This window comes from Colwellia sp. Bg11-28 (assembly GCF_002836245.1).
GTDB classification, from domain to species: domain Bacteria; phylum Pseudomonadota; class Gammaproteobacteria; order Enterobacterales; family Alteromonadaceae; genus Colwellia; species Colwellia psychrerythraea_A.
In genome coordinates this window covers 449,854-465,045 of the sequence record NZ_PJBA01000001.1, presented here as the reverse complement: position 1 = coordinate 465,045, position 15,192 = coordinate 449,854, and the positions used below count along the sequence as shown (strand labels likewise).

Sequence of the window (15,192 nt, the reverse complement as noted above, 5' to 3'; positions counted from 1 at the left end):
TAGTCCCGCTTTAACTGCTTGTTATGTTTGCTTTTTTAATATGCGTTCGATAATTTCCGCTTTAATTACATAAAATACATTTAAAAGGATACTAAAGATAGATAAACAGAATACCGCAAACATAGGAAAAAATAGAATACCAAAACCTGAATGATAACTAACTAATGAAAACACACCACTGATAAATGCAACGGCGAGCTCCCAGGCACAACCATCAAATGCAGAGGTTGCTAGTGTTTTTAGAGTTTCAGGTGAATGCTTAGTTCTCAAACCTATTTGATTCCATGGTAAACATAACGCCCTAATAACAGGCTAAAAATAGTGGGCTAAAATGGAGCGAAGCGAACAGCCCGCTGTTTTTAGTCCTTGTTGATTTGCTTGTTATGTGCACATTCATTGATTGCTGCAAAACCCATATCAATGTTAGCTACAATATAACCATATTCTTTTTTAGATATTTGATCAGAGTTGAACTGTTGCTTGGCTAAATCATGAGTCCAAGTTTTGCCACAAGCTGGTAATGGAATAGAAGTATCTATTTTTAACAAATATTCTTCTTTGATTACACCACCATTTTTAACAATACTTTTAGCGCATAAACTAAGAGCATACTCAATTGCATATTTATCAACACTTGGTGCGCCAACAAACTCGTATTCACAGCCAAGTTTTTCGCTACCTTCCGTATCAACATAGTAAAGTTGCCCTGATGTTGTACAAGCAGAACACATTAATATAATAATGTATAAAGAGAAATGCCTAATGTTCAATAGAACTCCTTGTGCACATAACGCCGTTTTAAGCGGCAATAAAATAGTTGGTTAAAATGGCGACGAAGGAGCAAAAACCAACTGTTTTTTGTCCGACTTGAAAACCCTTGTTATGTGTTTTTAACACTCCACTTTCCAGAAACAATCATGACATAAACACCTATGGTAATTGTACCAAGCATTAACCCTATGAAAGGCGATGAACTCCCAACGAGAAATGACATACCAAGTGAAGCACCTAAACAGATGGTTAAAGCGCCAAGTTGTGCTCGATTGAGCTTATTATTAAATCTCACTTTGGACTCCTCATCCATGAATTTACTGTGAATAATCCTAAACACATAACGCCTCATTAAGAGGAAATTTATAGTTGGCTAAAATGTTGAACGCAGTGAAAACAGCCAACTGTAAATTTTCCTGCTTTAATGCCTTGTTAGGTATACTTTACCCAAGAGCTTGATTTTGCAACTTTTTGCGTATGATTTAAATTGTTTTTAATAAACTCGGCAACTTGAGGTTTGTTTTCAGGCAATGCAGGATCTTGATGATATCCACTGCCACAATACCTAAAACCAGCTTCCCAAAGTAATTGAGCTGCTTGCCACTTATTTTTATCCGATTTTTTAGGCGCACGAAAATTACGACCTAAAAATGCCATTTTACGATTACACGTAGGACATTTATGCGTAATTTCAGACTCTGCTTGCCACGCAGTTCCCGTATCAGACTTTTCAGTAGCGCGCTTTTTGAAAGCCAGATGACAATCAAAACATGCAAATTTATGCAGAAATTCCATGTATACCTAACAGCTTATTATGGAGACTTCTCAGTAATGTCCGTCCCATAACTTTAATTTAATTCGTATTAATATCCCATATTTTCAGTACCTTATAAACTAAAAATATTTTATTTTTGTTAGGTCTTGGATGTTACTGAGAAGTCTCAGTAATATCCAACATAAAATTAAAGGCTATTTCAAATAATATCAATCAGTTAGGATTTAGAAAGGTTGATTTGGATTTATTACTGAGACTTCTCAGTAATATGACAGAGTCAATTCATTAGAAAATATATCGCAAATATTTTGAAGCTAACTTCCGCTTAGCGCACCAAGGGAACATTAGCACCAATATTTACTAGTGTTAAAATTTCTCATCGCGTAACGCCTTTCTCATTATTTATGAAGATCCCAAAAAGGTCTTAAATATTTTATAATATGGAGTAAAATATTTAAAAGGATGTAGGATTTAACCATGAAGAAAATTAAAAAAGTACAAGATGGAATTTGGAAAACCGATTCAGAGAGTAAGCCTTATCAAATTGACTTTAGACCTAATGGCCACAACGGTAAACGATACAAAAAAAGCTTCTTAACACTTGGTGAAACAAGGCGGTTTATGAACCATTTAATTTCAGAAAATAATGGTTTAAAAGAATGGCAACCTGATACAGACGATAATCGAAAGTTAAGCACAATTATTGATTTATGGCATAAGTTACATGGCAAAAATTTAATTGAAGAAAAAGCGCTACTTCAAAAGTTAAAAAATATGTGTAAAGGACTTAATGATCCTATTGCTAGAAAGTTAACGCCTAAAGTATGGGTAGCATACAGAGCTATAAGATTAGAGAAAGTATGCGCTAAAACTGTAAATGAAGACCAAAATAAAATTAAAGGCGTATTTAATGAGCTGATAAGGCTTGGGGAATTAAAAACAAACCCACTAAACGGGCTTAAAAACTTAAAGTATTCAGCGCCTGAAATGGGATTCTTTTCAAAGAACGAAATGATGACCTTATTAAATGAGCTAAAAAACTCAGATAATATTGATGCTTATTACATTTCAAAAATATGTTTATCAACAGGTGCAAGGTGGGGAGAAGCTGAAAAGCTACTAAGCAGAAACCTAAGAGATAATTTCATTACATTCATTAAAACCAAAAATGGAAAGACAAGAATAATACCCATATCAGACGAGCTCAAAAATGAAATACCCGAAAAAGAGGGTAGGTTGTTTAGTGACAGCATGAAAACATTTAGAACGTCATTAGCTAAGACAGGTATAACACTCCCCAAAGGGCAAGCGACACATGCTTTAAGGCATACATTTGCTAGTCATTTTATGATGAATGGCGGGAATATTCTGGTACTAAAAGAAATACTCGGACATGCTAGAATCGAAGAAACCATGAAGTATGCACACTTTTGTAAAACACATTTACACGATGCTGTTATTCTAAATCCAATAAGTAAATAAAATACCCAAAAAATACCCCATAGTACTAACAAACAATAACAATCAATAACGAGCAGTAACGCAGAGGCCGCATAGTAGCTATGAACGCCCCTTGTGGTAAGTATGCTTAAGGTTGCTTCGGCATCCTTTTTTATTGCCTGAAAATCAGTAAGCTTTGTTCTAACATTTATATGTTAGGTAAGAGAAGAAGTCATTGATGAAGATAAAGTGTCAACAGTCTCTAATTGAGCTGTTTGCCATGAGGCCAGAATTTACGCCAACGCTGCATAGTATTTGAAGCAAGGTAACTCTGTTTATTTCGCTTTATCAGCCGGTGAAGTTGCCAGTGCTTAGGTGTTAGATGGATAACAATATTAAGATAATTAGGAATATCAAAATACGTAATATGATGACTTGGTTGTAACTGCTGTAATATCGTTAAGCATAAATTAATATCGCTATCACTAATATCAGGTAAATTAATTGATAAACTTGATTGTGAATCTAACTTACCTGTTAACACCTCAAGTTGATTTACAATGCAATCAAAACCAAACTCTTGAGACTGGTAAACATCACAAATAATCCAATCCATATCGCTAGCGTTCTGCTGTGCTAACCAGGTCATGCCATCCGCACAGACAATATCAAGTTCAGCTTGTTCAGGGTTGAAGTATTGAGTAAAGCTGTTGATAACCTCCTGACTGTGTTCAACAGTGGTTAACATTATATCTGGCGATAAATGCTGTAAAAACCGAGTGAGGTTTCCGCCGCCTAATCCTAGTTCAATGATGCGGGTTGGTTTAAAAAATAGCAGTGGTAATAGCAGAGCGATCTGATGTGGTAAGGTTAATTGCCAAGGTTTACGTTTGTGCATAACACTTTGCACTACATCACTAAATGCCATCCAACGATAAGAGTCATTTTCACTCACCGTTATTGCATCTTGTTGTTGGCTTAAATACACTAACCTCCCTTGGGCTAAGTGTTTCGCTAACTGCATAAGCCAATTCCTAAATTTAATTATTATAACGCATTGAATAAGCGTAAGGATAGTCAATGAATGTCTGCAGGTCACCAAAAACAGCTTTAGAGTTTGAACAATATTACCAATTACGTTGGCAAATATTACGTCAGCCATGGGAACAAGCCTTAGGCAGTGAGCGTGATAGCTTAGAGCAAGAATCTATACATCGTATGATCCTTGATGAAAATGATAGAGTGATCGCAGTTGGGCGACTAGAAAAATCTGATCAGTTTTCTGGCCAAATTCGTTTTATGGCGGTAAGTGCTGAAGCACAAGGGCAGGGACTCGGTCAGAAAATAATTGAAGCGCTTGAACACCAAGCACAAAAGTTAGGTATTACTGAGATTACGTTGAATGCGCGAGAAGATGCTGTAGGGTTTTACCAAAAACTTGGTTATAGCTTACAAGGTTTTTCACACCTGTTGTTTGATGAAATTAAACACTTTGTGATGAATAAAGCCTTAGCTCATGCACATGATCACCAAGAACAAGTGTCAACAGCACTGCAAGAGGTTTGGCATAAGACTATTCCGCTCAGTAAAGCGATGAATATTAAAATTAGTTATTTTGATGGTAAAGAGCTTATTACTCATTGTGATGGTGATTTTAATAAAAACTTACATAACACTATGTTTGCCGGCAGTATTTATACCTTGGCCACTTTATCTGGTTGGGGCTGGGTGTATTTACAGTTGCAGCAGCAGCAATTGAAAGGCGATATTGTCTTAGCTAAGGCGGATATTAAATATCATGCACCGATAGCAGGCATTGGTTATGCAAAAGTTTCTGCTGAATCGGTCTCAGGTGACTTTACTCGATTAACCCGAGGAAAAAATGCACGTATTAATTTAACGGCTCACCTTTATAGTGGTGAAGATATTGCGGCTACCTTTACCGGAAGTTATGCGGTATTAGTGCCTACACCATAACTTAAGCCAGAACTTTAAAAAGTGAGAAACCATGAGAAAGTTTAGTCTGTTAGTCGTTGCGTTAGTTTTTGGACTAACTGCTCAATTATGTAGTTTTGCAGTGCTTGCTGTGAATGATGAACAAAGTATAACTAAGGTCTTAAATAGCTTTCATCAGGCGGCAGCAGACGCACAGGCTACGCCTTATTTTAACCTACTTAGCCAAGATGCCATTTTTCTTGGTACCGATGCGAGCGAGCGCTGGAGCAAAGAAGAGTTTAAGGCTTTTGTGGTGCCATATTTTTCTAAAGGCAAAGGCTGGCTCTATACTCCCACTGAGCGAAATATCAGCTTAGTTAAACAAGGGCAGGTAGCCTTTTTTGATGAGTTACTCTTTAGCGAAAGTTATGGCACTTGTCGTGGCTCAGGTATATTAATAAAAACTGACGGAGGCTGGAAAATATCCCAGTATAACTTATCAATCCCTATGCCTAATGGTTTAGCTAAAGCCCTCGTTAAACAAATCAAAATGTTTGAGCAGAGCAAGTAGTATCACTAATATAAAACGAGTAACGCAATGACTAATAAAGTAGTGAATAATGATAAAATCTCCTCTGTAGGTATCATTGGCTGTGGTTGGTTGGGTAGCGCATTAGCCTATCAGCTGAAAAATCAGGATATAGCAGTCCTTGCGACGCGAAGCAATATAGATAATATCGAACAATTGAAAAGCCAAGGTATAGAAGCTGAAGTATTATCTTTACCAGCAGAACAAGCACAGTTAAATACCCACCCCATTTTTAAGCAGCAATGTTTAGTTATCGCCATTACGCCACAATTTAGGCAGGGTCGTGTTGATTATGCGGATAAAGTACAACAGCTAGTTGAGTCAGCTAAAGTCGGCAACTGTGTCGAACAGATTATTTTACTGAGCAGCAGTGCGATATATAACGGCTTATCAGGAGACGTTGAGGAAAACAGCATTTTAGATATGTCGGCTGATAAAGTTTCGGTATTAAATCAAGCTGAGCAAGCGGTATTAAGCTTTAATCACCCTGGCCGAAATGAGTCTCGCTTAAATGCGTTAAATGCTGAAGTAGGCAATAAGAAAGCTTATGTGCTCAGGTTATCTGGTTTAGTGGGACCAAAGCGTCATCCTGGCAAGTTTTTGCTAAATGGTCATATGCTAAAAAGCCCCCAAGCAATTGTTAACTTAATTCATCAGCAAGATGCCGTTGGTCTCATTCAGACATTATTACAAAGTGCTAACTGCGGAGGCATTTTTAATGGTGTGAGTTCAACTAAAGTCACAAAAAAGCAATATTACCAAGCTGCAGCAAGTGCTTTACAATTACCAACGCCTACGTTTGAAGAGATCGAACTATCAGAAGATAATGCGCCCAAGGTAGTATCGGGCAAGAAAACTCAGGCAGAGTTAGCTTATGAATTTGTTTATGACGATTTACTTGCTTGGCTTGAGTTAGCAGTGTAGTCCATTATTCTTATACAGGGTATCAGCGCTTTTGATATACTAGCGCCGATACTTATTGAAGAGCCAACTTTTGAATCTATTCCCAACAAAATTTATAATTCGTCATCAAGCTAAATTACTATTTCTTGTTGTCTGGGGTCATGTCACTATTTTGGATCTTTGTTATGTAACGTATGCTGGGCCAATCTTCTTCTGGCAAGAAAATTTACAACTATTCACGTTATTTATTCACCTTATCGTCGCTTCTTTAACGTTAGCTTTTTATTTTTACTCATTAATATCAGTACTCGTTTTCGGATAAATAAAACCGAAAAACCACTGTATTCTACAAAGGACTCTTCATACTAATGCGAGTTGTACTGGCGCCTATGGAAGGCGTGCTGGATTACAGAATGCGTGATTTACTGACGCAAGTAGGCAGTTATGACCTCTGCGTCACTGAGTTTATTCGTGTGGTTGATCAAGTTCTTCCAGATCGTGTTTTTCATCGATACTGCCCGGAGTTAATTGATGCTGATGTTTACGGTAGCTGCACTAAAGCGGGAACACCTGTTCGTGTACAGTTATTGGGACAATACCCTGAATATATGGCTGAAAATGCCGCTAAAGTTATTGAGCTTGGTTCAAGTGGTATCGATTTAAACTTTGGCTGCCCCTCTAAAACGGTTAATAAAAGTCGGGGCGGCTCTATTTTATTAAAAAATCCCGAAAATCTTTATCAAATAATAAAAGCCGTTAAAGAAGCTGTACCTAGCGATACCATTGTTAGTGCTAAAATTCGTTTGGGTTATGAAGATAAGACTCTCGCCATAGAAAATGGTCAAGCGGTTGAGGCTGCTGGTGCCAATGAACTTACTATACATGCCCGTACTAAATTAGAAGGTTACAAACCACCTGCTCATTGGCACTGGATTGCTAAAGTAAAAAACGCAATTAATATTCCCGTTATCGCCAATGGTGAGATTTGGAATTTAGAAGATGCAATTAAGTGTCGAGAAATTTCTGGCTGTACCGATCTTATGGTTGGCCGTGGCGCACTAACTATTCCTAATTTAGGACAGGTCATTAAACAAGAAAGCGATAATATGCCGTGGTTAGAAGTTCGGGCTATATTATCGGCCTATACAGAATTTGAAACTCACGGTGACAAGAGCAAGTATTACTGTAATCGTATCAAGCAGTGGCTTAAATATTTAAAAAATCATTATCAAGAAGCCGATGTCTTGTTTGACGAAATTAGAAGATTAAAAACAGCAGAAGGTATTAGAGCGGCATTGTAATTCTTGAATATATACCCGCTCCACTTGAAGATGCTCGTTTCAGGAAGTTTGAGCGATTCATAATCAAGGCGCATTTTTTATTAAGCATTCCTTTAAAAAGAAATGTAACGCAGAGTATAATTTGCTCAACCTTCCCCCAAGGGGCTGGTTTAGAAACGCTTTATACTGCGTTATTGATTTCGACAATAGAATAACTATTCTCTTCAATCAATGCCTTGCCTAAAGGCGTTTCTAATGCCAGCTGAATAATGCATCTTCAAGTGGAACGGGTATAAGATATTTAAAACTGGATACCCGATCAGAGACTTCGGGTATGACGGTGTATTATTGAGTAGCAAGGTTTGGCTATATATTTAGTCGGTTAAATCCTTTCTATCAAAGCAATAAAAAAGGTAGCTATTAAGCTACCTTTTTTCGTTTTTTATTCTAATGCTCAATAAGCTAATTGTTGATTGGACATCTTAAAAGCTAGGTAATAAACCTTCTGGCATATATTGATTCAAGTAACCATCAGAGATAATTTCTGATGCTTCAACAATATCAGGTGCAAAGTATCTGTCTTTATCGTAGAAAGAAACTGTTTCACGTAATTTAGCTTTTGCTTTTTCAATAAGAGGCGAGCCCTTAAGCGGAGCTCTAAAGTCTAAACCTTGCACTGCGGCTAAGTACTCAACGGCAAGAACGCCATTAGTATTCTCGCTCATGTCTGCTAAACGACGACCAGCAAAACATGCCATAGATACGTGATCTTCTTGATTAGCAGAGGTTGGTAAACTATCAACTGAAGCGGGATGAGCAAGTGACTTATTCTCTGAAGCTAATGCTGCAGAAGTAACTTGCGCGATCATAAAGCCAGAGTTAACACCACCGTTATCAACTAAAAATGGTGGTAGTTTACTTAAGCTTGAGTCAATTAATAACGCCATGCGACGTTCAGATAATGAACCAATCTCAGCAATAGCTAAGGCTAAATTATCAGCGGCCATAGCAACAGGCTCAGCATGGAAGTTACCGGCAGAGATAAAGTCACCTTCGTTAGCGAAAACTAACGGGTTATCTGTTACGCCATTCGCTTCAACGTGCAATACTTCTGCCGCTTGACGAATTTGTGTTAAACAAGCACCCATTACTTGAGGCTGACAACGAAGTGAATAAGGGTCTTGTACTTTTTCACAATCAACGTGTGCCTCAGCAATTTCAGAGCTATCAGTTAATACTTCACGATAAGCACGTGCCGCATCAATTTGACCTTTTTGACCACGGACAAAATGTACACGATGATCAAACGGGGCACGAGAGCCCATAGCGGCTTCTACAGAAATAGAACCAATTACCGTACCTGCAGCGTATAAGTCTTCAGCATGGAATAAACCTTCTAAAGAAAACGCTGTAGAAGCTTGTGTGCCGTTTAATAACGCTAAACCTTCTTTTGCTGCTAGGGTTACTACCTCAAGACCTGCAATTTTTAATCCTTCAGCGGCTGGAATCACTTGATCTTGGTAAGACATTTCGCCTTCACCTAATAAAGGTAAAACCATGTGAGAAAGTGGTGCTAAATCACCAGAAGCGCCTACAGAACCTTTCTTTGGTACACATGGGTATACTTCAGCATTTAATAAGGTAATTAATGCTTGAATAACTTGTAAACGAATACCTGAAAAACCACGTGAAAGTGAGTTTATTTTAAGTACCATCATCAAACGCACTGTTGAGTCTTCCATGTACTCACCAAAACCTGCTGAGTGTGAAAGAACAATAGAGCGTTGCAATAATTCTAGCTCTTCATTTTTAATGCGTGTGCTGGCTAATAAGCCAAAACCTGTGTTAATACCGTAAACAACACGATTATCTTTAATCACTTGCTGTACTGCGTTAGCACTTTTATTAATCTCAGAAAAAGCACTTTCATCTAAGCTGTATTTGATACCGTCAAAACGGTTTACGTCGCGTAATTGAGCTAGCGTTAACTGCCCTGGAATAATTTTTAGTTCAGTAATATGGTTCATTATAATTTTCTCAATTTTTATCTATATAGTGTTCTATGTTAATAACCTTAAGTTAGTCATTCCCTTCATGGATTAATGGGAATCTACTCACTTGAAGCTGGATCCTCGATAAGATGCTTCGAGGATCACATTACTTAGTTTTATTGCGTAGCTGAAATTTGTTACTACTTACCGTTTGCACCATTTATCATGGGTAAGTCGAGACCTTGCTCTTTGGCACAATCTACAGCGAGATCGTAGCCGGCGTCTGCATGGCGCATAACACCCGTTGCAGGATCATTCCATAATACACGACCAATACGTTTAGCTGCATCATCAGTACCGTCAGCAACAATAACCACACCAGAGTGTTGACTAAAGCCCATTCCAACACCACCGCCATGGTGTATGCTAACCCATGTGGCGCCACCCGAAGTTGATAATAAAGCGTTGAGTAATGGCCAATCCGAAACGGCATCAGAGCCATCTAACATGCTTTCAGTTTCACGATTTGGTGAAGCAACAGAGCCTGAATCTAAATGATCACGACCGATAACGACTGGCGCTGAAAGCTCACCGGTTTTAACCATTTCGTTAAACGCCAACGCTAAACGTGCTCTGTCTTTCAAACCAACCCAACAAATACGTGCAGGTAAACCTTGAAAAGCAATACGCTCACGCGCCATGTCTAACCAGTTATGCAAATGTGGGTTATCAGGGATAAGTTCTTTTACTTTAGCATCTGTTTTGTAGATATCTTCTGGATCGCCAGATAGTGCAACCCAACGAAACGGTCCAATACCTTCACAGAATAATGGACGAACATAAGCGGGAACAAAACCAGGGAAATCAAAAGCGTTTGTTACACCTTCTTCCAATGCCATTTGACGGATGTTATTACCATAATCGGTAGTAGCAGCACCCATTTTCTGTAGATCAAGCATGGCTTGAACTTGTACCGCCATAGATTGCTTAGCCGCTTTAACTACAGCTGCTTCATCTTTCAAGCGCATTTGTGCGGCATGTTCCATGGTCCAGCCTTGTGGCAAGTAACCATTTAATGGATCATGTGCAGACGTTTGGTCAGTGACTACATCAGGGGTGATACCACGCTTAACTAACTCAGGGAAAACGTCAGCAGCATTGCCTAAAAGACCTACCGAAATCGCTTCTCCTTTTTCATTTGCTTCAAAGATGATTGCTAATGCTTCATCTAATGTTTTTGCTTTCTTATCAACGTAGCGAGTATTAATACGGAAATCGATACGAGTCTCATCACATTCAACCACTAATGCTGAGAAACCAGCCATGGTTGCTGCTAGTGGTTGAGCTCCACCCATGCCGCCTAAACCACCAGTAAGTACCCACTTGCCTTTAGCGCTGCCACCAAAGTGTTGGTTTGCCATAGCAACAAATGTTTCGTAAGTGCCTTGAACAATACCTTGTGAGCCAATATAAATCCAAGAGCCTGCAGTCATTTGGCCGTACATCATCAGGCCTTTTTTATCTAACTCGTTAAAATGCTCCCAATTAGCCCAATTAGGTACTAGGTTAGAGTTAGCAATTAATACGCGCGGTGCATTTTCGTGAGTTTTAAATACGCCAACAGGTTTACCTGATTGCACCATTAAGGTTTCATCATTTTCAAGGCGGTTTAACACTTCAATAATTTTGTCGTAACATTCCCAGTTACGTGCTGCACGACCTATGCCGCCATATACCACTAACGATTGTGGATGTTCAGCAACTTCAGGATCTAAGTTGTTCATTAACATACGTTTAGCGGCTTCAGTTAACCAACTTTTTGCGGTGATTTCAGTACCGCGGTCAGCGCGAATTACGCGTGAAGTGTCTAAGCGTGGGTCTATGTTAGTTGTCATCGTTTTTCCTCATGGTACAAATACTCAGCATTTAAAGACGTATAAGTGCAATAAAAAAGAGTATGTAAACTATAGTTGTAAAAATAAAATTCGCGGTATTACTTACTCGATAATACTAAGAGCAAGTAAGCAAACATGCTTAAAATTTAAGGTGGCTGCCTAAACGGTATTTATCACCAGGTGATGTCAAAATTGCGACACTAACGACACCTTGTTTCGACCAAGTACGGCGTTTAACTTGTAAACAAGGCGTAGTTGATTGTATGTCTAATTGTTGGCAAATTTCATCACTTGCGAGAATGGCTTCTATTTCGTGGGTTGCTTCAGTTAAGGGAGCAACCGATGAAAGATATTCATGTGGGGTGATTTGTGTGAAGTTTTGTAATAAATAATCAGGCACTAAACTGACATTGACAAAACGTTGTTCTAATTGAATCGCATCATCATTCTCATAATGTAATATCTCAGAATAAAAAACATCTTCGTTATTTTTCAAGTTGAGTAAAATAGCTATTTCATCAGTAACGGCAGTAGAATTTAATAATAATTGCTTAGCTTTATGTTGATGACCACGATCACTAATTTCATCACTAATATTGCGAATTTCTAGCAAGGATGATTGTGACTTAAACGTTGCGACAAAAGTGCCAGCACCTTGAGAACGTACTAAAATACCTTGCTCAGTTAGTTCTTGTAGAGCACGTCTTGCCGTCATGCGGCTTACATCAAATTGCTGTGTAAGCTCGTTTTCAGAAGGTACTTTTGCATTTTGCGGCCATTCACCTGACTCAATATGTTCACAAATATATTGCTTGATCATAGTATACTTGGCAGGCTTATCTTTTTTTGTTGCGCTGTTACTAGCATTGATAGTCATGATTAGTTTTGGCTTTGTTTGAACTTATTTATACGATCTCACATATTTAATAAAAAGGCAAGAGTTGTATATACAAGTTGCGATCGGCATAATTTCAAGTTAAAATTTAAAAGTAAAAGTTTTTCTATCAGCTGAGATTATTTTCAAGTTTTTATATCTATGAAGACTGGCTTATCATTTTCGCTTTCATCACTTTCTCCATAAGGTCGCGGCATGACACTCTTTAAGCACTGGCAAACTCTTTATATCAATGTAAATCTGGCGACTATGACTGATGGCAGTGAAAGTTACGGTGAAATATCTCAAGGTGCATTAGCAATTAGCGCAGGTAAAATTGCTTGGTTAGGTAAAGAAAGTGATTTACCTGAGCACTTTTCGGTAACAGATGAAGATATTGAAGTTATCGATTGCAAGGGACAATGGTTAACACCTGGTTTAATCGATTGTCATACACACCTAGTGTACGGCGGCAACCGTGCCAATGAATTTGAAATGCGTTTACAAGGTAAAAGCTACCAAGAAATTGCTAATGCGGGCGGCGGGATTGTCTCAACAGTTACCGCGACGCGAAAGGCAAGTGAACAAGAGTTACTTGCCAGCGCTTTACCGCGTTTAACCGCTTTACATCAGCAAGGTGTTACTACGGTTGAAATTAAGTCAGGTTATGGCTTAGATACGATAAACGAAATCAAAATGCTAAAAGTAGCGGGCTTATTAGCTGATGAACTGCCTGTTACAATTAAACGTACTTTTCTGGGGGCGCACGCTTTACCGATAGAATACAAAGATAATGCCGAAGGTTACCTTGATGTTGTTTGCGAAGAAATGTTGCCACAAGTGGTGAGTGAAAACTTAGCTGATGCCGTTGACGTATTTTGTGAAGGCATAGGGTTTAGCCTTGCACAAACCAAACGTGTTTTTGATGCCGCGCAATCCCATAACTTACCTATTAAAGTTCATGCTGAGCAATTATCTAACTTAGGTGCTTCTGAATTGGCAGCTAATTATAATGCTTTGTCCTCTGATCATATTGAGTTCCTAGATGAAGCGGGTATTAAAGCGATGAAAAAATCGGGCATGACTGCCGTATTATTACCCGGAGCTTTTTACTTCCTACGTGAAACCCAATTACCACCGATAGAACTGCTTCGTAAACATCAAGTACCTATGGCAGTCGCTACGGATGCAAACCCTGGCACTTCCCCTATTCATAATATCCACCTAATGCTTAATATGGCCTGCACCTTGTTTAGATTAACACCGTCTGAAGCATTGGCAGGTATCACCTGTTATGGCGCTAAAGCCTTAGGATTAAGTGAAAGCAAAGGGCAGATGGCAGTTGGTTATGATGCTGATATTGCGTTATGGAATATTAATCAACCGGCAGAGCTTTGTTATCAGTTTGGGGTAAATCCATTGAGTCGTTTAATTCAAAATGGACAGCAAGTATTGAGGAATGAGAGTGCGTAAGAGCGCTAAGTTATATACCCGTTCCACTTGAAGATGCAGGATTCAGCTGGAATTAGAAACGCCTTTAAGCAAGGCATTGATTGAAGAGAATGGTTACTCAGGAGAATATGCTCCTGCATTCTCTAATAAGCTGCATCCAGTAGCGTCCTTGTCGAAATCAATAACGCAGCATAAAGCGTTTCTAAACCCGCCCTTGGGGAAGGCTGAGCAAATAATGTTCTGCGTTACATTTCTTTTTAAGGGAATAACCCGTAATAAAAAAATGGGCCTTGATTATGAATCGCTCAGACTTCCTGAAACGAGCATCTTCAAGTAGAGCAGGTATAAGTATTGTAATGCAGTACTCATGACGAAATCAGGTTAATAACCAGGTTGGTGTTAGCCTGACTTTTCTTCGCTGAGTATACTAAAAAATAGCGTGAAAAGTGTGCAGCCCTTGAAATACCTCAATATATATGACAGTTCAGTTAAAATTAGCGAGCATTAAGGCAACGATTTTCCACCAAGACAAAACTGGTATACACTGCACGCTCAAGTGAAATTTGATAGGAGTAGATGGTGAGCCATCCTTTTCTTTTGCGCTCTGCGCTTTTACCTTATTGTGTCTATATTTCTTCATTGTTTTTTATCTCGTTGGCCTCTTGGTCGGTGGAAGCTTGTCCAAAAGAAAATACAACTTGTGTTCAAGTACAAGTTAAGAATGTAAAGAACAACCCTTTGCAAAATATGGTGGTGTATATTGAGCCGTTAATGGATCAAGTTTTACCACAACGGAGTAAAACAGTTGAAATTAGTCAGCATAGTAAATCCTTTATTCCCTATATAAGCGTTAGTCAAAGTACCTCTGCGGTCAACTTTGTAAATAAAGATGATATTACTCACCATATTTACTCAGCCGATAGTGAAAACAAATTCTCCTTTAAAATACGTGCAGGTAAAACTGACTCAACAGCACAATTCAATCACGCTGCTGAAATTGCTATGGGCTGTAATATTCACGATTGGATGAGTGGTTACCTTTTAGTCGTAGACACGCCTTATTTTGCTAAAACGGATGAACAAGGGCTCGCTAGTTTTACGCTAAGTGAATTAGGAAAATATCGCGTTGTGGTATGGCACCCTCAAATGCGAGCAGAGAATAATCGAATGATTATAGAAAAGGATCTTTCAGCCGGTGACATCATTACTTTGACTTTACAGAAAAATATGGATGATATTCCTGTCCAAAAAAGTGATGATGATTTTGATTTTCTTTCCGATTATTAG

At 38.5% G+C, this 15,192-nt stretch carries 15 protein-coding genes; 7 read left to right on the top strand and 8 right to left on the bottom strand.

From position 1 onward, the window contains the following. Positions 1–21 precede the first annotated feature (21 nt). From CXF79_RS01920 to CXF79_RS01905, 4 genes are all read right to left on the bottom strand, one after another. A complete protein-coding gene (locus CXF79_RS01920; RefSeq protein ID WP_101153683.1) occupies positions 22–270 on the bottom strand; it encodes a hypothetical protein in 249 nt (82 codons plus the stop codon). Between the two features lie 89 nt (positions 271–359). Further along, a complete protein-coding gene (locus CXF79_RS01915; RefSeq protein ID WP_101153682.1) occupies positions 360–770 on the bottom strand; it encodes a hypothetical protein in 411 nt (136 codons plus the stop codon). Between the two features lie 110 nt (positions 771–880). Further along, entirely contained in the window at positions 881–1,066 is a 186-nt protein-coding gene (locus tag CXF79_RS01910; protein ID WP_101153681.1) for a hypothetical protein, read from the bottom strand. A 137-nt stretch (positions 1,067–1,203) separates the two neighbouring features. Next, the gene (locus CXF79_RS01905) at positions 1,204–1,566 is read right to left on the bottom strand and encodes a hypothetical protein (protein WP_101153680.1); all 363 of its coding nucleotides are present in this window, start codon (positions 1,564–1,566) and stop codon (positions 1,204–1,206) included. A gap of 457 nt (positions 1,567–2,023) precedes the next feature. Between CXF79_RS01905 and CXF79_RS01900 the strand changes: the two genes are divergently transcribed. Further along, positions 2,024–3,028 carry a phage integrase gene (locus tag CXF79_RS01900; RefSeq protein ID WP_101153679.1) on the top strand — a complete coding sequence of 335 codons (1,005 nt, stop codon included), beginning with the start codon at positions 2,024–2,026 and terminating at the stop codon, positions 3,026–3,028. A 220-nt stretch (positions 3,029–3,248) separates the two neighbouring features. Here the strand turns inward: CXF79_RS01900 and CXF79_RS01895 are convergent, their stop codons facing one another. After that, a complete protein-coding gene (locus CXF79_RS01895; protein ID WP_011041744.1) occupies positions 3,249–4,010 on the bottom strand; it encodes a hypothetical protein in 762 nt (253 codons plus the stop codon). A 56-nt stretch (positions 4,011–4,066) separates the two neighbouring features. On the opposite strand from CXF79_RS01895, the gene CXF79_RS01890 reads away from it, so the two are divergent. From CXF79_RS01890 to CXF79_RS01870, 4 genes are all read left to right on the top strand, one after another. Then, a complete protein-coding gene (locus CXF79_RS01890) occupies positions 4,067–4,963 on the top strand; it encodes a bifunctional GNAT family N-acetyltransferase/hotdog fold thioesterase (RefSeq protein ID WP_101153678.1) in 897 nt (298 codons plus the stop codon). Between the two features lie 31 nt (positions 4,964–4,994). Continuing rightward, positions 4,995–5,492 (top strand): nuclear transport factor 2 family protein, encoded by a 498-nt coding sequence (locus CXF79_RS01885; RefSeq protein WP_011041746.1) that lies wholly within the window; start codon positions 4,995–4,997, stop codon positions 5,490–5,492. Positions 5,493–5,519: 27 nt separating this feature from the next. After that, entirely contained in the window at positions 5,520–6,434 is a 915-nt protein-coding gene (locus CXF79_RS01880; protein WP_011041747.1) for an SDR family oxidoreductase, read from the top strand. A gap of 347 nt (positions 6,435–6,781) precedes the next feature. Beyond that, a complete protein-coding gene (locus tag CXF79_RS01870) occupies positions 6,782–7,714 on the top strand; it encodes a tRNA-dihydrouridine synthase (protein ID WP_101153677.1) in 933 nt (310 codons plus the stop codon). Between the two features lie 461 nt (positions 7,715–8,175). Here the strand turns inward: CXF79_RS01870 and hutH are convergent, their stop codons facing one another. From hutH to hutC, 3 genes are all read right to left on the bottom strand, one after another. Next, positions 8,176–9,720: a histidine ammonia-lyase gene (gene hutH / locus CXF79_RS01860; RefSeq protein ID WP_011041751.1), complete on the bottom strand. Its 1,545-nt coding sequence runs from the start codon at positions 9,718–9,720 to the stop codon at positions 8,176–8,178. A 164-nt stretch (positions 9,721–9,884) separates the two neighbouring features. Next, positions 9,885–11,579, bottom strand: a complete 1,695-nt coding sequence (gene hutU / locus CXF79_RS01855; RefSeq protein ID WP_101153676.1) for a urocanate hydratase — start codon at positions 11,577–11,579, stop codon at positions 9,885–9,887. Between the two features lie 139 nt (positions 11,580–11,718). Further along, on the bottom strand, positions 11,719–12,456 hold the full coding sequence (hutC, locus tag CXF79_RS01850) for a histidine utilization repressor (RefSeq protein WP_011041753.1): 738 nt from the start codon (positions 12,454–12,456) through the stop codon (positions 11,719–11,721). A gap of 213 nt (positions 12,457–12,669) precedes the next feature. On the opposite strand from hutC, the gene hutI reads away from it, so the two are divergent. Together hutI and CXF79_RS01840 are read left to right on the top strand one after the other, a co-directional pair. Beyond that, entirely contained in the window at positions 12,670–13,926 is a 1,257-nt protein-coding gene (hutI, locus tag CXF79_RS01845; RefSeq protein WP_101153675.1) for an imidazolonepropionase, read from the top strand. A gap of 558 nt (positions 13,927–14,484) precedes the next feature. Then, a complete protein-coding gene (locus tag CXF79_RS01840; RefSeq protein WP_157825825.1) occupies positions 14,485–15,192 on the top strand; it encodes a hypothetical protein in 708 nt (235 codons plus the stop codon).

Coding starts and splice junctions, on each gene's coding strand:
- CXF79_RS01890 (WP_101153678.1), top strand. CDS start 4,067: ATGAATGTCTGCAGGTCACCAAAAACAGCTTTAGAGTTTGAACAATAT.
- CXF79_RS01870 (WP_101153677.1), top strand. CDS start 6,782: ATGCGAGTTGTACTGGCGCCTATGGAAGGCGTGCTGGATTACAGAATG.
- hutC (WP_011041753.1), bottom strand. CDS start 12,456: ATGACTATCAATGCTAGTAACAGCGCAACAAAAAAAGATAAGCCTGCC.
- hutI (WP_101153675.1), top strand. CDS start 12,670: ATGACACTCTTTAAGCACTGGCAAACTCTTTATATCAATGTAAATCTG.
- CXF79_RS01900 (WP_101153679.1), top strand. CDS start 2,024: ATGAAGAAAATTAAAAAAGTACAAGATGGAATTTGGAAAACCGATTCA.
- CXF79_RS01905 (WP_101153680.1), bottom strand. CDS start 1,566: ATGGAATTTCTGCATAAATTTGCATGTTTTGATTGTCATCTGGCTTTC.
- CXF79_RS01885 (WP_011041746.1), top strand. CDS start 4,995: ATGAGAAAGTTTAGTCTGTTAGTCGTTGCGTTAGTTTTTGGACTAACT.
- CXF79_RS01880 (WP_011041747.1), top strand. CDS start 5,520: ATGACTAATAAAGTAGTGAATAATGATAAAATCTCCTCTGTAGGTATC.
- hutH (WP_011041751.1), bottom strand. CDS start 9,720: ATGAACCATATTACTGAACTAAAAATTATTCCAGGGCAGTTAACGCTA.
- CXF79_RS01895 (WP_011041744.1), bottom strand. CDS start 4,010: ATGCAGTTAGCGAAACACTTAGCCCAAGGGAGGTTAGTGTATTTAAGC.
- hutU (WP_101153676.1), bottom strand. CDS start 11,579: ATGACAACTAACATAGACCCACGCTTAGACACTTCACGCGTAATTCGC.